Here is a 25,098-nt window from a genome sequence, read left to right on the forward strand (position 1 = left end):
GGGTTTAGAAAAAAAAGTTGAGCGTTTAGTTGGGATTTTCAGAAGACGGCGATCGCTTGCGAGAGATAGATCGAGGCGGTGCGGAAGGTTTCTGAGGATTTTTAGAGCGTTTAGCGGCTTGTGAAGTCGCCGAAGATCCAGAATGTCGAGTTCGGGTCGGGCGACTCGGAAAATCACTCTCATCGTAAATTTCGCCGACCAACTCCTCCAAAATATCTTCTAACGTCACCAAACCGACAGTACCCCCATACTCATCAACAACAATCGTCATGTGAAGGCGCTGCTGTAACATTTCCTTGAGCAGATCACCGACTCGTTTAGTTTCTGGAACATAAACAGGTGGACTCATAGCTTCTGCAACCCCTTGAGCCAGATTAAGATCCGGCGATCGCAAGATTTGTAACGCTCGCTTGAGATGAACTATCCCAACAATTTCATCTTTTGATTCTCCCTGAACCGGAATCCTCGAATACCCCGTCTCCAGACACAAATCAATCACTTCCTGTATTGTCGCCTGATGGGAAATAGTTCGCATCTCAATCCGAGGCTTAACCACTTCTCGCGCCATCAAATAATCCATCATCAACGCCTTGTTCAACAATTGATGTTTTTGCCAATCGAGTTGACCCCGACCTCCCAAAATCTCAATCATCAGGCGCAATTCCTGAACCGATAAACTCGGTTGACTCGCACCTCGGTTAAACAAACGAATCACCCGTTGAGCGATCGCTTCAAACAAGTAAATCACCGGAGCCAGGATAATCGAAAGCCAGTAAATCGGCTGAACAATCACCTTAAAATAAGCCAACGCATTGCTCATCGCCAGGGATTTCGGTGTGATTTCGCCAAAAATCAGCAACAGAAACGTTACCACCGCAGTCGCAACGCCTAAACCCGCATTTCCTAACCACAACGCAAACAAATTACTGGTGAGAATTGCGGAGAAATTATTGACCAGATTATTCCCTACTAACAACGTCGTAATAAATCTGGCTCGATTCTCCAAAACCAGGGTATACATCCCCGTTGGATCACCCTGCTCTTTAATCAAAACCCGTAGTTTCAGATTATCTAAAGCAGTCATCGCTGTTTCTGAACCGGAGAAGAAGGCTGAAAGTGCTAGCATCAAAGCCAGCACCACAGCATCGACCCAAACATTTCCCAGCAGAGGCGTAGTTTCAGAAGCGGCGAGCAGGTATTCAGAAGTGGATGCGGCAATCACAACGGGGTAAGCTATACAGAACTGTTTTGATTTTAGGACATCATGGAAAAAGCAGACTATCAGTCAAACAATTCTCCCGTTTCTTGCAGCGAGTGTAAACGTTGATAAATTCCTTGTTGGTTCAACAATTCCTGGTGAGTTCCCACTTCAACAATTTTACCTTGATCCAACACTACAATTTTGTCGGCTTCTCGAATGGTACTCAGACGGTGAGCAATAATAATCGTGGTTCGAGTTCCCAAAATATTGTGCATCGCCAACTGAATCGCGCGCTCTGATTCATAATCAAGGCTAGATGTCGCTTCATCAAACACTAACACATCGGGATTCACTAACAATGCTCGCGCAATTCCGAGACGCTGTTTTTGACCTCCAGATAAACGCACGCCTCGTTCCCCGACAATCGTATAATACCCTTTGGGAAGATGAGTGATAAATTCATCCGCTCTCGCAATGCGACAAGCTTCTTCTACTTCCTCAACAGTCGCTAAACGATTTCCATAGGTGAGGTTTTCGAGTAACGTTCCATTGAAGATATCGACATCTTGATGCACAATCCCTAATCGTTGACGATATCCACTAACATTTAAGCTGCGAATATCTTCACCATCGATTAAAATTTTCCCTGTATTTGCTTCAAAATACCGAAAGAGTAACTTCACTAACGTTGATTTTCCTGAACCCGAACGTCCAACTAATGCCACGGTTTGATAGGGTTCGATCAGCAAGTTAATATCTTGCAAAACAGGTTTTTCCGGACTGTAACCAAAAGTCAAATGAGACAATTCTACTTTTCCAGTAAACTGATAATTGGGTGTAGATTCGTTTTCTTTCGGATTGGCACTGAGAACAACACCATCTTGACCTTCTGGAAGTTGTAGAAATTCGTGAAAACGAACCATCGAAGCATAACGACGGGCAAAAACTTCGGCGAGGTTACTAATCGGCGTGAGTTCTGAATAAGCCATACTTGCTAAGGTGTAAGCCGTAACAAAATAACCCAGAGAAATTTTTCCGCCTACGGTCGCCGCTAATAAAAACCCTAAAACCACAAACAAACAACATTGAATAACTGTAGTTTGATAGGTTCCGAGTGTGACATAGCCTTTATGAATTCGATGAATTACCATGAATAATTCTCGATCCAAACGAGTGCTTTGTCGTTTTAATTCTTGGGCTTCTGTGGCAAAAGCTTTCACGGTTTTAATATTGGTAATCACCTCCGAGTTGCGACTTTCGGTATTTTCCTGATGACTATCGATAACTTCTTCTAAATCCGTGAGATGTTTTAGAGTTTTTAAAGTCCAGCCTAAAATAAAAATAAACGAAGTTAAAAACAGTAATGCAATCCGCCACTGAATCAGCCAAATAACGACAAAAATTCCCAAAACTCTTGCCAATTTTGGAATGAATTGACCTGCAATTTCAGGATAAGTCCAAGTCTGATTACCAATTCCTTTTGCTACACGACTGGCCACTCGTCCAGGGTTATTTTCATCGTAAAATTCTAGGGGAAGTGTTAATATTTTACGGATAGCATTGCGATGATGATCTCGCCGTGCTTTTAACGGAATCACCCAATGAAACCACAGTCCTAACCACGGTTGAATAGGAGCTTTGACTACTGTTACCCCAAAAATTAGACTTGATAGTACAATCAGAGAGAGTTGACTGTTAACTGGATTTCCAGTCAAATTCGCGATCGCACTGACAACGCCTTGCATCAGACCATCAAGAGGTTGACTGGATAAAACGTTTAAAATTTGACCAATTGCATAGGGAACCACCAAATCTACCAATTCAAATAGAGAGGAAGCCCCAATACTGAAAATCGACAACGGTAAATATTGCCGATAATAGTTGCAGATGTCCCGAAAGGTAGCCATAAGTCCGGTTACAATGCACTCGACAACATAATACAATTATACTACATATACTCAAAAAAATAAAGATGCGAAGCGGTCGCATCTTGCACCTTGGCTTCACAGGTAAGTGTTCACCACTGGGTTACATCTATTTATAATTTTGTGATTTTAGAAGGAATAGGCGGTTTGAAGCGCCCAAGCGACTAGAAAACCGATTCCTCCCAAGACAACGATAGAAGAAGCCAATACCACAACAGGGCTATCGGCTCCTTTGAACTTCATGATTCCACGATTTAAGTCAGACATCGAAATTTTTACCCAACTCTACCTTTAATTTAGCAAATTGTTGCAGTCACCGATCATCGAAAAAGTTAAATCATTTTGTAGTTTTTCATTTCCAGATTGACTGAGATCTAAAAATTGTCCAGTTTGTTCTCTGTGTGACTTCTCTTTGTGATCAAATGCTCAACTCCTGTTTCCCGAAGTCAGAGTCGAGATGATCACAAGTGAATATCATGTTGAGCGATCAAAATAATTTGATCATCTTCTTTGAAAGTATAATCATTAGGATTGACAGAAGATCCTCCATTGCTTTCATCAACAGCAATTAGAATCGCATTGTGAACTTGTTTCAGATGAATAAATAAGTCTAAAAAAGTTCGACCTATCCATTCTGATTTTAATGGAATTCGATAAAAATGATTACCGCCTTGATAACTCAAAAGTTCTCCAAAAACTTCCATTAATCCATGATTGAGAGCAACTTGAGCGAGTAAAAAAGCACTATGTTCTTGACTCACCACATAAGCATTTACATTCCCCAATGCAAGATGAGAAGCATATTCACGATTAATAAGTTCAGCACAAGTATAAACATTAGGATTGAGTTTCTCAGCAGTTAAAGCCGCTAAAATCGTGCGGGCATCTGCATCTTGTTCACTGCGTCCATGACTTTTATCGGAGAGAATAATGCAAGTATTAGCTCGTCTAACACCTGCTTTTTCTAAAACTGTCACTTTGGTAAAATCATCATTGAGAAACCGTACAATTGATCTTAAAGCAGGATCAATGATTGTATGTTCATTATCAACAAATGCAATCACAACTACAGGTATATTTTTGTTTTTTCCAGAAGCCTTATATTCCCGAACAATAATTTCAGCTTTGCGATTCCACCCACAAATAATAGTATGATCACTTAATTGATCGAGTTCCATCAGTGTATTTTCATTGCGAAGTTGGTCAACCATAAACGCTGAGACAGTTCCCGTAAAAACAACAAATAAAGTCATGTGCATCAACATCAAACCCACTGTCATCATTCGTCCACCTAAAGACTTGATTGGGCTGACAATAGGTTCACCAGAAAACAGAGAATAAAGACTATACCACAGTGCTTCTTCTAAGCTTTCGATTCCCGAATTATTTCCTCGCTCAAAACCTAACATAATCATACTCCCGAATAAGACTGTTAGAAACAACAGTTCAAAAATCAGAAAGTATTCAGGAGTACGCCGTTTTAGGTTTAACGGTAACATATTCGTATAGTGAATGAGCAGGCTAAATAATCGCAACGCCCGCAATAACCTTAAGAGTTGAACAACTGAAGGGATTCCAAAAACTTGTAATAGGGGTAAAATAGCAATTATATCCAGCCAATAGTTTCGGAAAAAACGCGGTTTAGAAGAAGCTGCAATCCATCGTAATCCTAACTCCAGCGCAAAAATTGCAGTGATGAATTGTTGAATCGTTTCTATTCTTCCTGTTAAGGGAAAAGCATTGGGTTGAGATAATCCAATCAGGGTTAATCCCACAGAACAAGTGATTAGTATAGCGAGACTAAAATCAACAATAGATTTTCGGAAAAAACGATTTAATTTCGCTTGTAAACTGTGGAGTTTAGATTGAAATTTAGATTTAAGCTTGTGTTTGAGATTTTGTAAAAAGGGCTTCCAGTAGCTAGATTGCTTCACGTTCTCTTTCCCCCCCCAAAAAAAATACTGATACTCTCTATATTATCTATCCCAATAGTAAATGGTAAAAGGAATACAAATTATGAATTATGAATTATAAGTTAATCACCTAAAAGCCGGGGGGAATCCTACAAATTATGAGTGATCAATGATCAATTCTGACAATGGGAGAATGGAGAGGACAATACAGATCTTTGTACTCACCTCAATAAATCTCGCGCTTCATAATTCTACATTCATCCCCGTAGAAGCCTTAACTCCCGAGCCTTCTACGGGGAGTCTCCACAAAACTCTGAGAATACGACCTAGAGCCTTGTTCAAATCGAGTTAATCATCTAAACTGTCTAGACTCAAAGGCACCATATCCCCATTACTCGTCAGTCCTAATAACATCGGTTCCTGGGGGTGAATTATTTTGCCCGTGAGGACACAACGTTCCTCCTGCTGTGCTGTCGCCGATAAACTAGCTCGAATCTCCTCTCGCGAAAATTGAGGTCGATACTCGCCCGATTTTTGCTGGACATAGTTCCATAAAATATCTCGAATCAACGCCTGATAGCCTTGGTTTTTAGCCAGATCTTTTAATCTCTCTTTGAGTTCCCGCTCCAAACGGATGCTGGTTACTTCCATGTCAGTCGTTGAAGTCCGAGGTAAGGTATACATGATTTTTCCTCCAAAAAGGTAGACAGTGCTGTAATACTTAGTGTAGTATAAACAAAGTCAGATTCAAAATAGTGAGTTTAAAGATGGAGGTATAGCCTTCTGGTGATATTATCCCCGACTCGATTAACTGGTGTTTTTGCTCCCAACTTCTTTGGCAGTGGGAGAACTCTTTTGCAAAGCGTTTCCCAGGCGATACGCCTAACGGCACGCTCCGCGATCGCAACAAAAGAGCGTTATGATCATTGTGGCGATGGAATCCATCGAGATTTTTTAAAATGGGTGAATCATTCTTTAAATCTAGGAAGCCTGCTCATTAAAGCAGAATCCAATCAATATAAACCCAGGGGGAGGTACGCAGACGAGAATGCAGTACCCCAATAAAACAAAAAGCAAAAATTGTTGCTACCCCCGCTGAACTCACTCTCTAGGCGGGGTTTGTAGTTTAAAGTTCTAAATATTAATCATCATGGAGGAAAGCCGTGACCAGCACTACTGATGTATTAAGGCAATCTGTCGTGGTATTTTCAAAAAATTATTTACCAATGAGTCGGATCGATATTAAACGGGCGATCGCACTGTTAGTGACTGGTAAAGCGGAACCTCTAGATGCCACAAAAACAGACTCGGGTTGGTTTGTTCGTTCTCCAAGTATTGTGCTGCACGTTCCCGAACACATCCGTTTGACGATCGCAGGCAATGAACGACTCTGGAAAGTGCCACCCGTTAACCGTCGAGAAATTCTGCGTCGAGATCATCATAAATGTCAATATTGCGGAAGTACCAAACGTTTAACCATTGATCACATTCTTCCCCGTTCTAAGGGCGGAACCCATACCTGGGATAATGTAGCGGCAGCTTGTGAACGATGTAACTCGCTCAAAGGCGATCGCACCCCAGAAGAAGCAAAAATGTCGCTCCGCACCCCAGCAAAGGCCCCCTTACATCCGGTAGTTGCCTTTGCTGAACAGTTCTGGCGCGGTCATCAACTTGAATAATCATTCTCATTTGTTAGGCTCGATCTGTCCGTTTTGATCAAAGCGCATAACCAACAAATGACGAGCTATATGTAGAAACAGGCAGTGAGAGGGGACGAAATTACCAATGCTAAAGTTAACCTACACTGAAACCGCTTTTCATCTGGAGTATTTGACTCAATCTCCAGAACAGCTTGTCTCGCTGCGAGTCAAGTTAGCCATGCGAGTCGGTGACAGCATTCTGGTTGAACCCAGTTCTGCTGCATTCCTCCTTCCCCGTCATTTGCCGATGTTGCCCTTGTTAGAGGATACTTTGTCGCAACACAACTCAGATGCGATCGCTGTATGTATCGCAGATAGTGAGTCGGTAGAAGTAAGTTTGACTGGAACTTGGATCACCACTGATTTAGATGCAGATGTAGAAAATGGAATATTCATCACGGTTTTAGGAGAATACACAGAAGATCTGCTGTTTAGATTGTGGAAAGAAGCCTATACTGGTGCATCTGTTATGAAAGAAGCCGGAGAATAAGACAGTAGGGGCAATTGATCAATTGCCCTGATCATAAATTAGGCTGGTTCCGAACTAAATCAACAATTCCTCTAATTGATGTTGATTCCAAAGGGACTGATATAATCCTTTTTGTTGTACTAATTGCTCGTGATTTCCTTCTTGAACAATTTGTCCTTGATCCATCACTAAAATGCGATTGGCTTTGGCTGCGGCTGACATTTGATGTGAAATAAATACAACTGTTTTTCGTTGTTTTCCTGTGGTTAAATTCTGTAAAATTTCGGTTGCGGTTTGATTATCCACGCTGGAAAGTGCATCATCTAAGATTAACACGGGAGCATCAACTAATAAAGCCCGAGCCAAGGCTGTTCGTTGTCGTTGTCCGCCGGAAAGGGTAATTCCTCGTTCTCCGACAATGGTGTCATACTGTTGGGGAAAATTGAGAATTTCTCCATATATTTGAGCCGTTTTCGCTGCGGTTTCAATTTCAGAAGCATCTGCTAGCGGGTTCCCATAGCGAATATTTTCCCGTATCGTGGTACTAAACAAAAAGCTTTCTTGGGGAACATAAGCGATCGCATTTCGCAACTCAAAGAGTTGCAATTGGGTAATATCTTGACCATCGAGAAAAATGCTATCAATCTCAATATCTAATAATCGGGGTAAAGCGTTGGCGAGGGTTGATTTTCCTGAACCAATTGGCCCCACAATTGCTACCATTTCACCGGGTTTTATGGTAAAGTTAACCCGATCTAAAGCCGGGGTTTTCTCTCCTGGATAAGAGTAGCTTAAATCACGAGCAGTCAGCCAACCTTTAACGGGAGTTGATAACGGAATCGGATCAAGATGATCATGGATTTTAGGTTTAACACTCACAATGGCTTCAATGCGATCAATACTTACTTCTCCCCGTTGATAAGCCGTAATTGTAAATCCGAGTAATGCTGTGGGAAAGACTAATCGTTCAATATAGAGAACTAAGGCGACAAAATCCCCAACATTTAACTCTCCTTGAGCAATAGATTTATCCCCAACTGCAAGAAGAATTAATAAACTTAAACTCGCCAATCCTCCTAAAACAGGAAAGAGAATATTACGAGTTCTCGCTAAACTTAAGTTTGCGGAAAACAATTCTTGATTGTATCGTTCAAACGCTCGCTGTTCGTTTTCTTCTTGAGCGTATATTTTAATCAAAGAAATCCCGCTCATATCCTCTTGAATTAAATCACTGATATTGGATAACTTCTCCTGAACGTGCATCTGCTCATCTCGCATTCTATCACTAAAAACCTGCACTAAAATCAACATTAGAGGATAAACAGAGATTGATAAAAGTGTTAATTTTACATTGATCGTTAACATCACAGGTAGCGTTAAAGCATAGGCAAATACAGTATTTGCCAAGCTTAAAATTGCAAACCCTAACAAGCGACGAATATTATCAACATCACTGGTTGCTCTATTAATTAGATCGCCAATTCGACTATTAGAAAAATAAGCAGGTTCTAGGGTTAACAGATGTTCAAAAATATTTTGTTTGAGGTCAAATTCAACCTGTCTTCCTACCCCAAAAAGGAGGATACGAGAAGCCATCCGAATCACCCACATTAAAGAAGCCAGTCCCAAAATCAAGAAAACTAGACCGATAATTGGAGTTAAATCAATCGCAATTTCTAAGTCATTAATACCATTCCGAATTAAGAGAGGAATATAAACCCCTAATGCGTTAACAACCAATAGAGCAAAAATTCCGAGTAGCGCTTGTTTCCAATGCGGTCGAATGTAACTTGCTAGTTTTTGCAGTCTTGAGTAAGCCATGTCAACCCGTTAAATAATTATCCTTGATTCAAGGATATAAATCTACTGTTCAGTTATCCTTTTACCATCTCTCACAATTGTACAAACATTTACAGATCTTGACAAAAGACTGACTCAGTACCGTGAGTTGAACGCTCCTGAAAAAGCCGACAAGATCGAGAAGTGGGTTGGTTGACTTCCAACAAACGAGAGGTTAAAAATCGATCCATCCAGCCTTCTAAATAAGCATAGTTAGCTTGCTGTTGTTGGGGTTCGGTGCTATCAAGTGGATAGGGTGCTAACCCTTGAATTGCGGCTGTTGTCACACAATACATTGACTTTTGAAAACTCTGACAAATTTGCACCCGTAAATCATCTTCTCCCCGACAACTGCTGCGATAAATATCATGTAAATAATCGGGTAAATAGTGAATCATATCTTGCATTAACTGCGTGGGGGGAATTCCTGAACCGCCAATCGGAAGCGGATCAGCGTATAATGCACCGTAGGTAAATTCTTTTTGGTCTGTGGGAATTTGATGGACTTGAGCATTATAAGAAACCACACCTTGAAATGGTGTTCCTCGGAAGAAAATCGCTTCTACATAGGGAACTGCGGTATCCATTAAAAAGGTTAATCCGACAGATTCGGGGATAATCTCATAAACGCAATCGCGAAGTTTTACACTGTAAGTAATTGGCTTACTCGCATCAGCAACTAAACCGTTTAAAATATGCTCAACAACTTGGAGAATCGATTGAATTTCTCCGCGATCATAGCGATCAGAAAGTTCGATAAACATATCACTCATCACTCGCCAAAATTGACCTAACGCACTGTAATAACACAGTTGACGAATTTGTTCGGTGAGAAAATCAGGAAAGAGTTTATTGAGTCCTAAAATTAACGGATTGTTTTTAAATCTCCCTTGAATAGCTTGGTTTGCACGCTGTTTAAATTCGGGAGAATCTAAGTAAGCATCTAGCCCACCGCCCCCATGCCACATCATCGCTTTCATGCAATATTCTGCATATTCGTAGTTAATCCGATCATGTCCCCAATGTTGTATCAATTTTGACAGCGTAAATTCTCCGTTGAAATATTTAAAAAAGGGAAAGAATACCAAGAATTGATTGTCGGCAATGTAAATTAGATTACGAGAGTAGGCATCTAAAACAACACCATAACTTTTAAGAATACCAACAACTTCGACTACATTTTCTGGGTAGTCAGACAGGAGGGCATCACCTGTTTGCAGTCGTTGGATGTATTCTTCGAGTGGGTGTAAAGTTGGTTGAGATGTGGTACTGGTCATAAGCTGGTTTTTCGTTGTTTGTTTGTTGTTAATCGTTTGTCGTTATGATGACAAGCTTTTAGAGGGCTGAACTTCAAAACTTTTGAATCCAGTCCTCTATTTTAATATTTTAAATTGATTAATTTGGGAAGCCTTAGCAACAGTCGCCGAAAGACTCACTAAAGCCGTTGTTGTACTTTCACTTAAGTTAATCATCAAACTGGGTTGAATCCCCAAAATCGTGATAATAATCGCCAAAGCAATAGCCGGAATGCGATCACGCCATTGAACTTGCGGTAAATTCACCACCCAATCGGATAAACGTCCAAAAAAGACTCGGTTAATCAGAATTAGAAAGTAAACCGAAGTTAAACCCGTTCCAATCATGCACAATAAAGTTTGTACCGGAAAAACTGCAATACTACCGCGAAACACAATAAATTCAGAAATAAATCCAACTAAACCCGGAATTCCTGAACTCGCCATTACTGCTAAGATCATTAAACTGCCAATTAAAGGCAAACCCCGTTCAGGATTAAGCAGTCCACGTAACACATTCAAATCCCGACTTCCTGATTTTTTATAAACCACTCCCACTAAGAAAAAAAGCAACCCCGAAATCAAACCATGACTCACCATTTGCACTACAGATCCGAGTAAACTCAACGACGTAGCAGCAGCAAATGCGAGGAGAATATAACCCATATGAGCAATAGAACTATAAGCAACCATTTTCTTCATATCGGTTTGGGAAATGGCGCAGAAAGCCCCATACAATACACTCACAACTGCCCAACTCGCCATCCAAGGGGCAACAATATTCCAAGCATCAGGAAATAATCCCACACCAAAGCGTAATAAACCATACGTTCCTAACTTGAGTAAAATTCCGGCTAATAAGACAGAAATCGGTGTAGACGCTTCCACGTGGGCATCAGGTAGCCAAGTATGAAAGGGAACCAAAGGAATTTTAATTCCAAACCCGATCACAATTCCAGTTAATAGAATTAATTGGGTTGTCATCGGTAAAGCAGCAATTCCTAAAGAACCCGAACCGAGTATTTCTAAATCAAAATTGGGGGCAGAAGTCAGGAACACAATTCCTAAGAAAGAAGCTAAGATTAAAATCCCCGAAACCGCTGTATAAATTAAAAATTTAGTCGCTGCATAACCCCGTTTTTTCCCACCCCAAATCGCAATCAACAGATAAAGCGGGATGAGTTCAACTTCATAAAATAACAAAAATAGCAGCAGGTTTTGAGCCAAAAATGTTCCGGCAATTCCCGAAGCAATAAACAGAATTAAGATATAGTACAGTCGAGGCCGACTAATATTAGCTTCTGTACTCCAAATGGCAATTGTAGTTAACAAGCCACTGAGAATTATTAAAGGTAATGATAAACCATCTATGCCCAAATAATAGTTTAATCCCAAGGGTTCAATCCAGGGAATAAACTCACTCATTTGTAAGTCGGGAATATCTGGGTTAAATAGACGGGCTAAAACCAGTGACCAAATAAACAAACTTCCGGCAACTAAAGAGGCAACTTGACGAGCTTGTTTAGCAGTCAATTCCGGCCAAAATCCAATAATTGTAGCACCGAGCAGGGGTATCCAAATGAAAACACTTAGCATGGAATCTTGATGATATTTTGTTGATGATTTGGGTATTCAAGAAAGCAAAAAAGAGAAGACAGAAGTTTATTCGTGAGTGCTTCAATTGAACAGTAAACAAAGTCTAAAACTGCCACAACATTAAAATAACCAACAAACCGACTCCGATAGTGATAGTCAGAACATAAAATTGAGACTGACCAGAAATACTGTATTTTAAACCTTCACCACTTCCTAATGTTGCTAACCCTAAAATGTTCACGATGCCATCAATAATATAGCGATCAATCCAAGCACTAATCGCCGAAATCCGACTCACTAACAAGACCACTGTTAAACCATAAAGTCGATCAATATAGAAGTCATAGGCGAGCAGTTCTTGTACCGATTTCCAGGGGAGCCGAACGGGTCTTTTCGTGACCTCATCGAAGTAAAATGCAGCTCCAATTGCCACCCCAATGACACCGGAGATTAATAACAAAGGAACGGCAGCTTGATGAATGAGTTCATTGAAACTAGAGGCTGAAGTTTCCAGTGAAGACGATGACCAACTTAATAATAATTGCCATTGTTGTAACATCAGGGGAACCAGCAGATTAATTATCGTCATCGACACCATCGGTAAAGCCATCGGCCAGGGAACTTCCGGTGTACGGCGAGTTTTGGGTTGGGGTTTTCCAGCAAAGACTAAACCAAACACCCGGGTTAAATTCAAGGCAGTTAAACCATTAACCAGCACCAAAATTAAAACTAACCACCAAGGAACTTCCCAAAATCCATCCAACCAACGCCGCATTGTCCAAAACATTCCCAAAGGTAGCACGGCAACCATGCTATTCGCTCCGACGAGGAAAGCCGTTGTTGTCGCAGGCATCCTTGACCACAGCCCTCCCATTTCGGTCATATCTTGGGTGCTAGTGGTCAAAATAATTGAACCCACGCTCATAAACAGCAGGGCTTTGGCGAGGGCGTGAGTCAGCAGCAGTAATAAGGCAACATCAACTTGTTGCAAGCCAACTGCGATGAATACCAAGCCTAAATAAGCGCTAGTTGTGTGGGAAAAAGCCCGTTTAATGTCAATTTGAGCGATCGCCACTAAACTCGCCCCGATCGCGGTGGCAATTCCCAATGTGATCAAGGCACCGTCGGTAATGGGAGAAAGAGCTAAAACCGGTTGCAGTTTAATTAATACAAAAGCACCGGCTGAAACTACAATAGAGTTTCGCAAAATTGACGCCGGGTTAGGGCCTTCCATCGCTTCATCCAGCCATAAATGCAAGGGAAATTGAGCGCATTTTCCCACTGGCCCAGCAATTAACGCTAAACCGAGTAAAGTCGCGGTTAGGGGTTGTAACTGAGCGGTTTCTGCCCAAATTTCTAGGTCGGAAAAGGTCAAACTACCCGATAAAGCGGAAACCGCAACCACGCCCATCAACAGCAACACATCCCCAACTCGTTTGGTGAGAAAGGCGTCACGGGCGGCTGTCACCACTAACGGTTGAGCGTACCAGAACCCCACCAGCAGATAGGTTGAGAGGGTTAGCATTTCGAGCAACCCATAGGTGAGGAATAGGGAGTCACTCAAAGCGATACCACTGATCGCGGCTTCAAAAAAACCGAGTAGGGTATAAAACCTCGCGATCGCCCAGTCTCTTTCCATATACCCTAAAGCATAGAATTGAGCGATTAAACTCAATCCTGCTACTAATTCCATCGCGCCCACACTTAAGGGGGAGATTTCCACAACAAAGGAGATATCTAAGTCGGGGGCGGTTAGCCAGGTATAGGTTAGATGTAAGGGTAGATGATTCCAAGTGATTCTAAATAGCAGTGAACCGTGAATGAAGGCTAAGACTGTCATCAATAAATTAATGTAGGCGGCAGGTCTTGGCCCTGTACGTCGGACTAGCCCCATTGCCCACGGTAGGGTCAAGATCGCCCCGATTAATCCATAGAATGGTATACACCAACTCGTTTGTAGAAGGAACTGAGTCATTGATAATGTTTCCGGAAATGGCTCCTAGAATAAGCTTTTTTAATGCTGATTATTTAATTTAATGATTCTCTCATTACTTGGGGTATTCGTCTATACTCTCGTTGAAATTTACGCCGATTGGAGTAGTCTGTATTCAAGAACAGAGGATGAAAAATCTTGACTTGAATTTTAGTAGTGAGTCAATCTTCTTGAACAGCCATCTCAGAAAGTCGAATAGAATGAAGTTGAGGATATCTTGATTGTGATTATTTTCCGAATCCAATTCTTAAAATTTTTCCGGGGATTAATGGATCGATTGGAACATGAGGGTATAGGATCAGGTGTATATCTATCAACTTGATCAAAACTTAATGAAATGGAGTAAATATTATGTACCCGGTAACTCGAATAGAATTTATTTCTGATACAGTAGAAATGCACAAAATTTTGGATACTTTAGATCGAGTTGGAGTCTCGAACTATACTGTTCTGCGAAATGTACTTAGCAAAAGTCGGCAAGGTGAAGTCTCTGATGATCTTGCTGTTACGGGCTTGGGAGGGCAGGTTTATATTATTTCCTACTGTCTCCCTGATCAGGTCAAGACTGTTGTTGAAGAAATTCGACCAATCCTGAATAAGTTTGGCGGTTCTTGTTATGTCTGTGATGTGATGGAAGTCCGTTCTGTTCAGTGTATTTCTTCGTGATCAGATCAAAGTGATTGAGTTTCTAGCCCGCCTTTTTCGTGAAACTATAGACGGGTTAGTATTCCAGGAATTGAGCAATCTAACGCCAGAATTGATTGATAATTCCGAGATAGATCGGAATACCAATAACGATATTGAAGGGGAAAGTTAAAGCGAGTGCCATTGAAATATATAAACTAGGATTTGCTTCTGGAACCGACATTCGCATTGCTGCGGGAACGGCAATATAAGAGGCACTGGCACACAACACCGCAAATAATAAAGCGTTGCCTTTTGACATTCCGATTAAAGCCGCGATTAAAATTCCTAGAATGGCGTTAAAAACGGGCATTAAAATTGAAAATCCAATTAAAAATGAGCCGCTTTTTTTTAAGTCTTGAATGCGACGGGCTGCCACTAACCCCATATCCAGCAAGAAAAAGGTTAAAACGCCGTAGAATAGATCCCCTGTAAAGCCTTTGAGACTGTCCCAACCTTGTTGACTGGTGACCATTCCGACGAGCAAACTGCCGACTAATAAGAAGACTGAACCGTTTAAACAGGCTTCTCGTAAGACTTCTGAGATTGATAATTTTTCCTCGGTTTCTGAACGATTGGCAAAGAGTTGAACCAGAAGTAGTCCGATGATAATTGCCGGAGATTCCATTAAGGCTAAGGCAGCAACCATATGACCCCCAAAATCAATTCCGAGTCGGCTTAAAAAGGAACTCGCAGTCACAAAGGTAACGGCACTAATAGAACCGTAGGCGGCAGCAATGGCGGCTGAGTTATAGATGTCGAGTTTGAGTTTGAGAATAAAAAAGGAGTAAATGGGAATGATAGCAGCAACGAGGATTGCAGCGAGTAAGGTCAGGGTGATTTCTAGATTCAAACCACTTTCGTGAATTTCATGTCCTCCTTTGAATCCAATTGCAAATAACAAGTACAGGGAAAAAAGCTTGGGTATCGGTGGCGGGATTTCGAGGTCTGATTTGAGAAAAACAGCACTCATCCCGATGAAAAAGAATAGAACGGGTGGATTGAGGATATTAGAAAGAATCAGGCTTGCATTCATGGGTTATTTTGATCAAAAAATGTACAACTCACTTCAGCAAGGGGATTGTTTGGAATGTTCGTTGAACTGGGTATTTGCTCACAATCGACTTTGCTAAGATTAGGTATTTTTACTGCTTTTCTCTAAAAGTTAAAAAGTGTTAATAAACAATAAGTATATAAACAGCTTTTGGATTTTTATAGATTTACCATAAGGAACTCTTTTCTGACAATACACGGGTTTGATCTGAGTTCACAATAAATCCATTTTTTTTGTAAAGTAATATAGAGTTTGTAACGAAATATCTTGATCATTTCCACAAAACTTCTGGAGAGTGGTTCTTGGTTTTCACTCAAACAGAAATCAACCGGATCAAAGCCAGAAGTCGGAGTTGATCTGATGAACCAACCAGATAGACAGAACTAGACTGAGTTTAACTGGATCTAGGGTTTGATTTGCTGAACGCCTAAAATTCTAGAGAGGTGGGAGGGAGTCACAGGGCTGTTTCATTCTCAGTCATCCGTTCACCGCCTCGGAATTGGCCGTGCTTGCGGATGACTCGCTTCCCGAGTTAAAAATTGCCGAGGTTGATGGGGTGATAGGGTGACGGGGGTGATGGGGTGATGGGGAGAGGTATTTTTGGAGATGAAAAATCACTTTTTATTAATAAAAATCCTCCCAACCTCCCAACCTCCCGACCTCCCCACTTCCCAACCTCCCAACCTCCGGTCCCTCCCAACCTCCCAACCTCCGGTCCCTCCCCACAAATTAAGTTTTAGGGCAACGCGCACAGCCCTGGGGAGGCCGGGTCATAGAAGCCTAATAGTTTAGTTTAAGTAAACTTTTTTAATAAAAGATTAATTTATATTACCTATTAATAATTTTAATTAAGTTCATCAGCAAGAATAATAGAGAATTATATTGTCAAGGGCGACACAATTCTCCTATTCTATTAATCAGGGAGAAAGGTAAGAAGCCTTCTAGAAGCGTATAGATGACGACTCTAGTTGTAATTCTACCGATTGGTCTAAAAAAATACGCAGCTTGTTCTGCTTTTGTGTTCATTAGGAGTTAAACGATGTCAATCGCTGTTGGGATGATTGAAACCATAGGTTTTCCGGCCGTTGTAGAAGCAGCCGACTCAATGGTGAAAGCCGCCCGAGTCACCTTAGTCGGATATGAGAAAATCGGAAGTGGTCGCGTCACCGTAATTGTTAGAGGCGATGTCTCTGAAGTTCAAGCCTCCGTCGCGGCAGGAATTGAGGCAGTTAAGCGTGTCAATGGGGGTGAAGTCTCATCGACTCATATTATTGCTCGTCCCCACGAAAACTTGGAGTACGTTCTGCCTATCCGTTATACCGATGCTGTAGAACAGTTCCGGGCTTACTAAAACAACTATGCAGTTCAGAATCATCTGGACTCGCTTCACTCATCAGTCGTCGTACAAGATTCACCAGCAAGGACGCTAGCAGCAAGTTACGTTGTTGTGAAATTCCTCCCAGGGAACAGGTTAGTGAGTCAGTCTTGTACGACATCAAGGTATGTTCATTGAATTGTTAGATCAGGAGTTAGACTATGGCCATTGCAGTTGGGATGATTGAAACCTTAGGGTTTCCGGCTGTGGTAGAAGCAGCCGATGCTATGGTAAAAGCAGCTCGGGTTACTCTCGTCGGATATGAGAAAATCGGGAGTGGACGAGTAACGGTAATTGTGCGAGGAGATGTTTCAGAAGTCCAAGCTTCCGTCGGAGCCGCGATCGAATCTATAAAAGGTCGAGTTAAAGGGGGTCAGGTCCTCTCTACTCATATTATTGCCCGTCCCCATGAAAACCTAGAATACGTTCTACCCATTCGTTACACCGAAGCCGTAGAACAGTTCCGCGAAAGTGTTAGTGGAATTCGCTCACTCAACCGTCCCTAGAGACCCGTCCGTTTTAGAAAAAACAGATAGGGAGAAAGACCCGCAAAAGATTATTCTGGTAAACAAAGAGTTCGACCGTCGATTCTGCTGTGTTTTCCATTTAGCCTCTTAAGGTCTTGCACCCGTGCCAGTCCAAATCCGAATTTAATGGCATTATTGCTGAACTCTAAACCCTTCACGGCTGACGAGCTGATCATTGAAACGCCAAAAAATAGCACATTCCCCCTAAAGCCCCATGAAAATTGCCAGAGTCATTGGTACTGTTGTGAGTACCCAAAAAGAGCCAAGTTTGAGAGGCTCAAAATTTCTACTCTTGCAATTCATTAATGAAGCCGGAGAAACCCTCCCGGAATATGAAGTAGCACTCGATTTCGTCGGTGCAGGCTTTGATGAGTGGGTTCTCGTCACACGGGGAAGTGCAGCTCGTCAAATTCCCGGAAGTGAAACTCGTCCGAGTGACGCGGCTGTAGTAGCAATTATAGATACCATTACAGCGGGAAATCGTTCGCTCTACAGCAAAAAAGATCAGGAACGTTAGTCTCAATCTCTGAGCTAAATTTTCCGATCAATTTCACAGTAAACAACAGAAAACTAATTTAAAGATTGGTTAGGAGAAATTCAATTATGGCAGTCCGTAGTCTAGCGGCTCCTCCTACTCCTTGGTCAAAAAACCTAGCCGAGCCGAAAATTGATTCTAGCGCCTACGTTCACTCCTTTTCTAACATCATCGGTGATGTGCGAATTGCAGCGAATGTATTGGTAGCTCCGGGAACTTCCATCCGTGCGGATGAAGGTTTCCCCTTTTCCATTGGAGAAAACTCCAATATCCAAGATGGAGTGGTGATTCATGGCTTAGAAGAAGGCCGAGTTAAAGGGGATGATGGTCAGTCCTACTCCGTTTGGATTGGTAAAAATACCTCAATCACCCATCTGTCGTTGATTCATGGCCCAGCATATGTGGGAAATAATTGTTTCATCGGCTTTCGCTCAACCGTCTTTAACGCCAAAGTTGGAGATGGCTGCATTATTATGATGCACACCTTGATTCAAGATGTGGAAATTCCCCCCGGTAAATATGTGCCTTCCGGTGCAATTATTACCAACCAACAACAAGCTGATCGCTTACCCGATGTCAACGACGCTGACCTGAAATTTTCTACTCACGTCATCGGTGTGAACCAATCTCTGAAAGCAGGTTATCAATGCTCAGAAAATGCAGCTTGCATCGCTTCGGTTCATCACGAAGGAGACAGTCAAAGAAGTAATGGTAATGGACAAAGCTCAATGAATTATAGTTACAATGGCAGCAGTAGCAGCCTCAATTCCTCTATTGTTCAACAGATCAAACAACTGCTCGCTCAAGGTTACAAAATTGGTAGTGAACACGCCGATCAACGCCGCTTTCGGACTAGCTCTTGGCGCAGTTGTACTCCCATTGACTCTAGCAACCCCAACGAAGTCGTTGCAGCCTTGGAAGCTTGCTTAAAAGAACACGCAGGAGAGTATGTTCGCCTATTGGGAATTGATACTCAAGCCAAACGTCGGGTTTTAGAAGAAATCATTCAACGTCCTGATGGCCCGGTACAAGCCTCCTCCACCGGGAAAGTTTCTAGACCTTCGCCTGCGGCTCCCGTCTCTAGCCGCCCCAGTGCCGGAGTTGCCAGCAGCACAGGTTCTAACTTGAGTGAACAAATCGGTCAATTATTGGCTCAAGGCTGCAAAATTGGCTTAGAAAACGCAGATAAGCGTCGCTTCCGGACTGGCTCTTGGCGGAGTGGCCCAGCCATTGAATCGACTCGCCTGACAGATGTGCTGGCTCAAGTTGAAGCTTTTGCCCAAGAACATTCGGGAGAATATGTACGCTTAATTGGCATTGATCCCAAAGCCAAGCGTCGCGTTGCTGAAGAAATCATTCAACGCCCTGATAGCAAGCCTGCTCAGTCTACGCCCAAATCAACCTTTACACCGACTTCTCGGGTGGCTGCCTACAATAGCCCTACAGCGTCTGTGAGTTCAGCAAATAGTAGCCTCAGTTCAGAGACGATTGCCTCGATTCGCAGCTTACTGGCTCAAGGTCACAAAATCGGCACCGAACACGCTGATCAACGCCACTTCCGGACTAGCTCTTGGCGGAGTTGCGCTCCTATTGAGTCAACCCGCGATGCGGAGGTGATAGCAGCTTTAGAAGCCTGTATGCAAGAGCATAGCGGTGAGTATGTACGCTTAATTGGCATTGATCCCAAAGCCAAGCGTCGGGTGATGGAAGAAATTATCCAGAAACCCAACTAACTCAACTGGCTGCTGATATTTCTAGAGGTTCACACTTAATGTATAGGTCGCCACCGCAACCCCTGAACAATGCCTCTGCTTTCGTGAGTGGCGATGTCACAATTGACCCCAGTGTTGCGATCGCAATGGGAGTGATCCTACAAGCTGATCCAGATAGTCAAATTGTGATTGCCACTGGGGTTTGTATCGGGATGGGAGCAATTATTCATGCTTACCAGGGCAAGATTGAAGTTGGAGCCGGAGCGAATATTGGTGCAGGGGTTTTAGTGGTGGGTCATGGAACAATTGGGGCAAAAGCTTGTATCGGAGCGGAAACAACGCTTCTTAATCCGGTGATCACCGCCAAACAGGTTGTACCCGCAGGTACAATTATTGGGGATGAATCTCGTTCTGTGACCCTTTCTTCTTCTTCCGAGGAGGAGAAAAATGATTTGGGTGAAGTTCAAACGTCCCCAACTGAGAAAAATGATCCGGGTGAAGTTCAAACGTCTTCAACGGATCACCTGAACAATTCACAGTCAGAGGAATCTTCAGAAGTCTCGCCGGAAACTTCGTCAGTTTCAAACTCGACTACGGCGACTTCTTTAGAGAAATCCCCCAACCCGACTGCAAGCATTGTGTATGGACAAGTTCATCTCAATCAGTTGTTAAACACACTACTTCCCCATCGTCGATCTCTCAACAACTCCAACCCAACTGATCGCTCTCCCTAAAAATTAGTAAAATAGAGAGAGGTAGGGAATTAGCCATCGGGCTGTGGGTTTCGCAGACTCGGAGAATAGCACACACGCTAATCGGGTGAAGGGGAGAACAGACAAGACAATCAAAATTTTCAGCATCATTGTGAAGTGTCTCTGTGCGCCTATACCCCTTTGCCCAACTCCCTTGAACTGAAATCTCTAGTCCAAACTCCAAAAATCGTGATTCATGGATGCACACCTGCAAAAATTTACTTCCCCTCAACAGATGAAGCGACCCGAATACCAGGATATGGCTTTGGGTCTGGTTGAAACTCTCAGTTTTCCCGCAATTGTGGGGACGGCTGACATGATGCTGAAGTCAGCAGGTGTTCATCTCGTTGGTTATGAAAAAATTGGTAGTGGTTACTGTACAGCGATTGTACGGGGTCGCATTGCCGATGTTCGGTTGGCTGTAGAGACGGGAACAGATACCGCTAAACAGTTTAACCAATTTGTTTCGTCTCTGGTCATTGCCCGACCCCTTCCCAATTTAGAATATGTTTTACCGATTAGTGCGCGTTTATCTCAATTAGCCAGCAGTGGCGGTCACAGTCGGTTGAGTAACCAAGCCGTGGGTCTAGTGGAAACCCGTGGTTTTCCGGCGATGGTCGGGGCTTGTGATGCGATGCTGAAAGCGGCAGAGGTTTATTTGGCTTCCTATGAAATGATTGGGGGGGCTTTATGTACGGCGATTATTCGCGGTTCGGTGGCGGATGTGGCGGTGGCGGTTGAGGCTGGAATGCTAGAAGCTGAACGGATTGGGGAATTAAATGCTGTGATGGTGATTCCTCGACCTTTAGATGATTTAGAACAAACTTTGCCGTTAGCGAGTTGTTGGATAGAAGAAACACGTCAGCCTTTAACGTTACCTGTAAATGTGAAAGAAACAGAGAAAGAAACGGTTAAATTACCCCAGTTTGAAGAACTTCCTCAATACGTCGAAGAAGAACATAATTATTTATAAGTATCGAGATTTACGGTTAAGTTATGTGATTTGGCAAGGGAGTTATGAAACCCTAGACCGTTCTTGGTTACGTTGGATGACCCTAGAAGGGGAATTAATTCCCAATGCCCAAGAACAAGTTGTTGCAGCCCAAGAACGTGCCTAAAAACTTGCTCAACGGCTGCGAGAGTTAGGAGTTGATCCTAATGAAATTGTGTAGAGTTAAGGCTTTTTTACTCATTTCAACAAAATTATAATTTTGGCATGATGAGATACACCCTGATTTTGTTATAAATTTTTGAGTTTAATCGACTTACAAAAACTCTTGCAAACTGGGATCTTCAGCTAACTTCTTTAACAGTTGCTTGATTTCTTGAGTTCGTTCTTTTTTGGCAACTAATGTGACATTGCCAGACCGCACAACTAACAAATCTTCAACACCCAGAGTGACAATAATTTCGTCTTCATTCTGACTAAAGAGAATAGAATCTTTCGTATCCATTCCCAGATGATGCGCTAATTCAACGTTAGAATCTTTGCTTTCATGTAACCGTCCTAAAGCATTCCAATCACCGAGATCATCCCAAGCAAATTCGACCGGGAAAACACAAGTTTTTTGGGTCTTTTCCATCAACGCATAATCAATGCTAATTTTTGATAATTCTGAATAAGCCTCTGCGCCTTTTTCTTCCAATACCTTGACTAACTCAGGAACATAAGTTCGTAATTCCTGTAACATGACTCCTGCCCGAAAGACAAAAATTCCGCCATTCCAGCTAAATTTACCCGTTGCAAGAAAGTTTTCGGCAGTTTGCAGATCGGGTTTTTCTGTAAATCGGACAACTTTATAAGCTGGAAAATCATCAAATACCCCTAACTTTTCACCTTGTTCAATATATCCATAACCTGTCGCCGGATAACTGGGTTTTACGCCCAAAGTTACAATCACATCTTGAGTTGCTGCTAACTGTTTTGCGGCTTTTAAAGTCTTCTCAAAAATCTCCGGTTCACCAATCCAATGATCGGCGGGAAAAAATCCAATAACAGCATCTTCTCCATGACGACGGGCAATTTCTATTGTTGTCCAGGCGACCGCAGGGGCCGTATCTCGGCCTTCGGGTTCGGCTAAAATATTTTGTTGAGGTAATTGGGGAAGTTGTTTGTGAACCCCATCGGCTAGCATTGTCGAAGTCACTACCCACAGTCCATCCCAATCTTCAGCCAGAGAAAGCAAGCGATTTGCAGTCGTTTGTAATAGACTCTGACCACTGCCATCTAAGCTTAAAAACTGTTTGGGGCGATCTTTGCGACTTAACGGCCAAAACCGTTCACCTTTACCACCAGCGAGAATAACAGGTATCATGCGTCTCGAATTTTTGGATATCAATAATTCAATCTTAATTTGTTCGTTGTCTGTTGTCAGTTATTTGAGAATGAGTACAGTCTCAATGGCTGAGTTTTTGTCCCTTCTGGCTTTCCCAGTTGTCTCTGTGTCACTTTTCTGGAAAATTTCAAGCGGTTAATATTTTTTTCTGTTAACTTTGCTACATTTTGGCTGCAATCATGGCAAAGTGTAATTAGAGATTCTCAACACACTCATCAGTTGGAGAGATTAACCATGAGTCTGCAAGAACAAGCCCGGGAGTCGATGGCCAAAGAACGTCAACATGACGAACACCTCCATGAATCGATGTTAAATCGCGCCCACGAGGAAGTTGATCACCATGTTGAAGGGGAAACCAACGAACAAGCCCGGGAGTTGACAGCCAAAGAACGTCAACATGAACATCACTTACAGGAGTCTATGTTGGAACGTAGCACTGAACAAATAGAGCATTCTTAATCTGTTCAGCCGATCAGATGATATCCTATCTATAATAGACATTCAGTACCAAGTTAATTTGATTTTGGTACTATTTTTTATGATTTTTTTTGAAGATTTAATCCGATTGAAAAAGAGATGATCATTAGGGCTTCATGTTCTGATTTATAAATAGTCGAGCTAACGCTAGGATTGATTCATGATTAACTGGGATATTATTCAAATATGTCTCTCTTTCAATCTGTTTTTGAAATTACAACTTTAGGATACCTATCCTTGTCTGAACCCTCTATTTATTCTAGCTTATATCCGAGCAATTTTCAACCCCTTAGAACAGCGAATATTTGGAGTTCGGACTCTAGAGAAATGGACGTTAAACCTCAACTCTATAAATTTTCATCATTAGCCCAATATGATCCTTCAGAATCGATAGAACCTGAACCTGAACTCGAACCTGAAACCATTAAAATTTTCGTTCGTCAAATTGAGGTGACAGGAAGTACAGTCTTTAACGCAGAAGATTTTGATCCGATTGTTAAATCTTTTGAAGGTCGAGAACTCACAATTGAAGAATTACGAGAAGTCGCAGATGAAATTACTCAACTGTATATTAATCGAGGATATATTACTTCTATTGCTAGACCTGTTTCTCAAACAATAGAAAATGGTGTGATCGAAATTCGGATTACAGAAGGTCGATTATCTAATATTGAAATCGAAGGAACAAGACGGTTAAATTCAAGTTATATTCGCAGTCGAATTGAATTGGGTGCCGATGTTCCCTTAAATGTTCAGAAATTAGAGGATCAATTACGGTTACTGAGAATCAATCCTTTATTTAATAACGTTGAAGCCAGTTTACGTCCCGGTGGAGAAGTTGGAGAAAGTATTTTAATTGTCCGAGTTGAGGAAGCTAGACGATTTTATGGAGGGATCAATATTGATAATTATTCGCCTCCGAGTGTTGGTGGTGAACGAACAGGAATTAGTTTAGGATTTCAGAATGTGACTGGACTGGGAGATGAAGTTTCAGGTTCCTATTCTCGTTCAACCACAGGAGGAACAGATGTTTATGATTTTGCTTATCGAGTTCCGATTAATGCTAAAGACGGCACAATTTTATTACGAGTTTCTCCTAACCGAAATCGAGTCACGCAAGATCCTTTTGAGGAACTGGATATTCGCGGAACTCAAGCCCGTTATGAATTAGCGTATCGTCAACCGATTATTAGAAATCCCCGAGAAGAATTAGCATTTTCGTTAAGTTTTGCAATTCAAAATGGTCAGACTTTTGTGTTTGAAGATGTACCGCGACCCTTTGTTATTGGCCCTGATGAAGATGGAAATAGCCGAACTCGGGTGATTAAACTAGGTCAAGATTATCTCAAACGAGACTCAGAAGGATCTTGGTCTTTGCGATCGCAATTTAATTTTGGGATTGATGTTTTTGAGGCGACAGTGAATGATTCTCCAATTCCAGATAGTCGATTTTTTAGTTGGTTAGGACAAGTACAACGAGTTCAACTTGTTGATCAAAATAACTTGATTATTGTTCGAGGCGATCTTCAACTTTCGGCGGATAGTTTACTTCCGGCTGAACAGTTTGTGATTGGGGGTGGAAAATCGGTTCGAGGTTATCGACAAAATTTGCGTACAGGGGATAATGGATTTCGTTTTTCCATAGAAGATCGGATTACAGTAAAACGAAATTCTGCGGGTGATCCGATCATGCAAATTTCACCTTTTTGAGATGG

22 protein-coding genes are annotated in these 25,098 nt (G+C 42.1%); 12 read left to right on the plus strand and 10 right to left on the minus strand.

Annotation, left to right across the window (positions count from 1 at the left end; all coding sequences use genetic code 11):
* Positions 1-25: 25 nt before the first annotated feature.
* From L8106_RS14925 to L8106_RS14945, 4 genes are all read right to left on the minus strand, one after another.
* Positions 26-1,222, minus strand: a complete 1,197-nt coding sequence (locus L8106_RS14925; RefSeq protein WP_009785167.1) for a hemolysin family protein — start codon at positions 1,220-1,222, stop codon at positions 26-28.
* Positions 1,223-1,281: 59 nt separating this feature from the next.
* On the minus strand, positions 1,282-3,108 hold the full coding sequence (locus tag L8106_RS14930; RefSeq protein WP_009785168.1) for an ABC transporter ATP-binding protein: 1,827 nt from the start codon (positions 3,106-3,108) through the stop codon (positions 1,282-1,284).
* Positions 3,109-3,587: 479 nt separating this feature from the next.
* On the minus strand, positions 3,588-5,060 hold the full coding sequence (locus L8106_RS14940; RefSeq protein WP_009785170.1) for an ion transporter: 1,473 nt from the start codon (positions 5,058-5,060) through the stop codon (positions 3,588-3,590).
* Positions 5,061-5,387: 327 nt separating this feature from the next.
* Positions 5,388-5,723: a hypothetical protein gene (locus L8106_RS14945; protein WP_039896383.1), complete on the minus strand. Its 336-nt coding sequence runs from the start codon at positions 5,721-5,723 to the stop codon at positions 5,388-5,390.
* Positions 5,724-5,894: 171 nt separating this feature from the next.
* Here L8106_RS14945 and L8106_RS32220 point away from each other — a divergent pair, with 171 nt between their 5' ends.
* The 3 genes from L8106_RS32220 to L8106_RS14955 all read left to right on the plus strand — a co-directional run bounded on the left by L8106_RS32220 (position 5,895) and on the right by L8106_RS14955 (position 7,229).
* Positions 5,895-6,104, plus strand: a complete 210-nt coding sequence (locus tag L8106_RS32220) for a hypothetical protein (RefSeq protein WP_156803685.1) — start codon at positions 5,895-5,897, stop codon at positions 6,102-6,104.
* 98 nt (positions 6,105-6,202) lie between these two features.
* Positions 6,203-6,718 (plus strand): HNH endonuclease, encoded by a 516-nt coding sequence (locus L8106_RS14950; RefSeq protein WP_039896385.1) that lies wholly within the window; start codon positions 6,203-6,205, stop codon positions 6,716-6,718.
* 106 nt (positions 6,719-6,824) lie between these two features.
* Complete coding sequence (locus L8106_RS14955) at positions 6,825-7,229, plus strand: alr0857 family protein (RefSeq protein ID WP_009785173.1); 405 nt, start codon at positions 6,825-6,827, stop codon at positions 7,227-7,229.
* Positions 7,230-7,283: 54 nt separating this feature from the next.
* Here L8106_RS14955 and L8106_RS14960 read toward each other — a convergent pair whose 3' ends face one another.
* From L8106_RS14960 to L8106_RS14975, 4 genes are all read right to left on the minus strand, one after another.
* Positions 7,284-9,029 (minus strand): ABC transporter ATP-binding protein, encoded by a 1,746-nt coding sequence (locus L8106_RS14960; protein ID WP_009785174.1) that lies wholly within the window; start codon positions 9,027-9,029, stop codon positions 7,284-7,286.
* 89 nt (positions 9,030-9,118) lie between these two features.
* A complete protein-coding gene (locus L8106_RS14965) occupies positions 9,119-10,324 on the minus strand; it encodes a CO2 hydration protein (protein ID WP_009785175.1) in 1,206 nt (401 codons plus the stop codon).
* 96 nt (positions 10,325-10,420) lie between these two features.
* Positions 10,421-11,938, minus strand: a complete 1,518-nt coding sequence (locus L8106_RS14970; RefSeq protein ID WP_009785176.1) for an NADH-quinone oxidoreductase subunit M — start codon at positions 11,936-11,938, stop codon at positions 10,421-10,423.
* 103 nt (positions 11,939-12,041) lie between these two features.
* Positions 12,042-13,913, minus strand: a complete 1,872-nt coding sequence (locus L8106_RS14975; protein ID WP_039896387.1) for an NAD(P)H-quinone oxidoreductase subunit F — start codon at positions 13,911-13,913, stop codon at positions 12,042-12,044.
* A gap of 369 nt (positions 13,914-14,282) precedes the next feature.
* On the opposite strand from L8106_RS14975, the gene L8106_RS14980 reads away from it, so the two are divergent.
* Entirely contained in the window at positions 14,283-14,597 is a 315-nt protein-coding gene (locus tag L8106_RS14980; protein ID WP_009785178.1) for a P-II family nitrogen regulator, read from the plus strand.
* 79 nt (positions 14,598-14,676) lie between these two features.
* Here the strand turns inward: L8106_RS14980 and L8106_RS14985 are convergent, their stop codons facing one another.
* Positions 14,677-15,651, minus strand: coding sequence for a sodium-dependent bicarbonate transport family permease (locus L8106_RS14985; protein WP_009785179.1), 975 nt, complete (start codon positions 15,649-15,651; stop codon positions 14,677-14,679).
* Between the two features lie 1,057 nt (positions 15,652-16,708).
* Here L8106_RS14985 and L8106_RS14990 point away from each other — a divergent pair.
* From L8106_RS14990 to L8106_RS15015, 6 genes are all read left to right on the plus strand, one after another.
* Complete coding sequence (locus tag L8106_RS14990; protein WP_009785181.1) at positions 16,709-17,020, plus strand: carbon dioxide-concentrating mechanism protein CcmK; 312 nt, start codon at positions 16,709-16,711, stop codon at positions 17,018-17,020.
* A gap of 185 nt (positions 17,021-17,205) precedes the next feature.
* Positions 17,206-17,550 (plus strand): carbon dioxide-concentrating mechanism protein CcmK, encoded by a 345-nt coding sequence (locus tag L8106_RS14995; RefSeq protein ID WP_009785182.1) that lies wholly within the window; start codon positions 17,206-17,208, stop codon positions 17,548-17,550.
* A 235-nt stretch (positions 17,551-17,785) separates the two neighbouring features.
* Positions 17,786-18,088, plus strand: a complete 303-nt coding sequence (locus L8106_RS15000; RefSeq protein WP_009785183.1) for a EutN/CcmL family microcompartment protein — start codon at positions 17,786-17,788, stop codon at positions 18,086-18,088.
* Positions 18,089-18,174: 86 nt separating this feature from the next.
* A complete protein-coding gene (locus L8106_RS15005; RefSeq protein ID WP_009785184.1) occupies positions 18,175-19,839 on the plus strand; it encodes a ribulose bisphosphate carboxylase small subunit in 1,665 nt (554 codons plus the stop codon).
* 38 nt (positions 19,840-19,877) lie between these two features.
* Complete coding sequence (locus L8106_RS15010) at positions 19,878-20,552, plus strand: carbon dioxide concentrating mechanism protein (RefSeq protein ID WP_009785185.1); 675 nt, start codon at positions 19,878-19,880, stop codon at positions 20,550-20,552.
* Between the two features lie 214 nt (positions 20,553-20,766).
* A complete protein-coding gene (locus tag L8106_RS15015) occupies positions 20,767-21,543 on the plus strand; it encodes a BMC domain-containing protein (protein WP_009785186.1) in 777 nt (258 codons plus the stop codon).
* A gap of 292 nt (positions 21,544-21,835) precedes the next feature.
* Here the strand turns inward: L8106_RS15015 and L8106_RS15020 are convergent, their stop codons facing one another.
* Positions 21,836-22,885, minus strand: a complete 1,050-nt coding sequence (locus L8106_RS15020; RefSeq protein WP_009785188.1) for a mannose-1-phosphate guanylyltransferase — start codon at positions 22,883-22,885, stop codon at positions 21,836-21,838.
* Positions 22,886-23,140: 255 nt separating this feature from the next.
* Between L8106_RS15020 and L8106_RS15025 the strand changes: the two genes are divergently transcribed.
* Together L8106_RS15025 and L8106_RS15030 are read left to right on the plus strand one after the other, a co-directional pair.
* The gene (locus tag L8106_RS15025; RefSeq protein ID WP_009785189.1) at positions 23,141-23,365 is read left to right on the plus strand and encodes a hypothetical protein; all 225 of its coding nucleotides are present in this window, start codon (positions 23,141-23,143) and stop codon (positions 23,363-23,365) included.
* A gap of 204 nt (positions 23,366-23,569) precedes the next feature.
* A complete protein-coding gene (locus tag L8106_RS15030; protein WP_009785190.1) occupies positions 23,570-25,093 on the plus strand; it encodes a ShlB/FhaC/HecB family hemolysin secretion/activation protein in 1,524 nt (507 codons plus the stop codon).
* Positions 25,094-25,098 lie beyond the last annotated feature (5 nt).

Origin of the sequence: Lyngbya sp. PCC 8106 (genome assembly GCF_000169095.1) — a bacterium.
GTDB lineage: Bacteria > Cyanobacteriota > Cyanobacteriia > Cyanobacteriales > Microcoleaceae > Capilliphycus.

Excerpts from the sequence above, each read along its gene's own strand:
- L8106_RS14930 (WP_009785168.1), bottom strand. The coding sequence starts at position 3,108 with ATGGCTACCTTTCGGGACATCTGCAACTATTATCGGCAATATTTACCG.
- L8106_RS14945 (WP_039896383.1), bottom strand. The coding sequence starts at position 5,723 with ATGTATACCTTACCTCGGACTTCAACGACTGACATGGAAGTAACCAGC.
- L8106_RS14955 (WP_009785173.1), top strand. The coding sequence starts at position 6,825 with ATGCTAAAGTTAACCTACACTGAAACCGCTTTTCATCTGGAGTATTTG.
- L8106_RS14960 (WP_009785174.1), bottom strand. The coding sequence starts at position 9,029 with ATGGCTTACTCAAGACTGCAAAAACTAGCAAGTTACATTCGACCGCAT.
- L8106_RS14965 (WP_009785175.1), bottom strand. The coding sequence starts at position 10,324 with ATGACCAGTACCACATCTCAACCAACTTTACACCCACTCGAAGAATAC.
- L8106_RS14970 (WP_009785176.1), bottom strand. The coding sequence starts at position 11,938 with ATGCTAAGTGTTTTCATTTGGATACCCCTGCTCGGTGCTACAATTATT.
- L8106_RS14975 (WP_039896387.1), bottom strand. The coding sequence starts at position 13,913 with ATGACTCAGTTCCTTCTACAAACGAGTTGGTGTATACCATTCTATGGA.
- L8106_RS14980 (WP_009785178.1), top strand. The coding sequence starts at position 14,283 with ATGTACCCGGTAACTCGAATAGAATTTATTTCTGATACAGTAGAAATG.
- L8106_RS14985 (WP_009785179.1), bottom strand. The coding sequence starts at position 15,651 with ATGAATGCAAGCCTGATTCTTTCTAATATCCTCAATCCACCCGTTCTA.
- L8106_RS14990 (WP_009785181.1), top strand. The coding sequence starts at position 16,709 with ATGTCAATCGCTGTTGGGATGATTGAAACCATAGGTTTTCCGGCCGTT.
- L8106_RS14995 (WP_009785182.1), top strand. The coding sequence starts at position 17,206 with ATGGCCATTGCAGTTGGGATGATTGAAACCTTAGGGTTTCCGGCTGTG.
- L8106_RS15000 (WP_009785183.1), top strand. The coding sequence starts at position 17,786 with ATGAAAATTGCCAGAGTCATTGGTACTGTTGTGAGTACCCAAAAAGAG.
- L8106_RS15005 (WP_009785184.1), top strand. The coding sequence starts at position 18,175 with ATGGCAGTCCGTAGTCTAGCGGCTCCTCCTACTCCTTGGTCAAAAAAC.
- L8106_RS15010 (WP_009785185.1), top strand. The coding sequence starts at position 19,878 with ATGTATAGGTCGCCACCGCAACCCCTGAACAATGCCTCTGCTTTCGTG.
- L8106_RS15015 (WP_009785186.1), top strand. The coding sequence starts at position 20,767 with ATGGATGCACACCTGCAAAAATTTACTTCCCCTCAACAGATGAAGCGA.
- L8106_RS15020 (WP_009785188.1), bottom strand. The coding sequence starts at position 22,885 with ATGATACCTGTTATTCTCGCTGGTGGTAAAGGTGAACGGTTTTGGCCG.
- L8106_RS15025 (WP_009785189.1), top strand. The coding sequence starts at position 23,141 with ATGAGTCTGCAAGAACAAGCCCGGGAGTCGATGGCCAAAGAACGTCAA.
- L8106_RS15030 (WP_009785190.1), top strand. The coding sequence starts at position 23,570 with ATGTCTCTCTTTCAATCTGTTTTTGAAATTACAACTTTAGGATACCTA.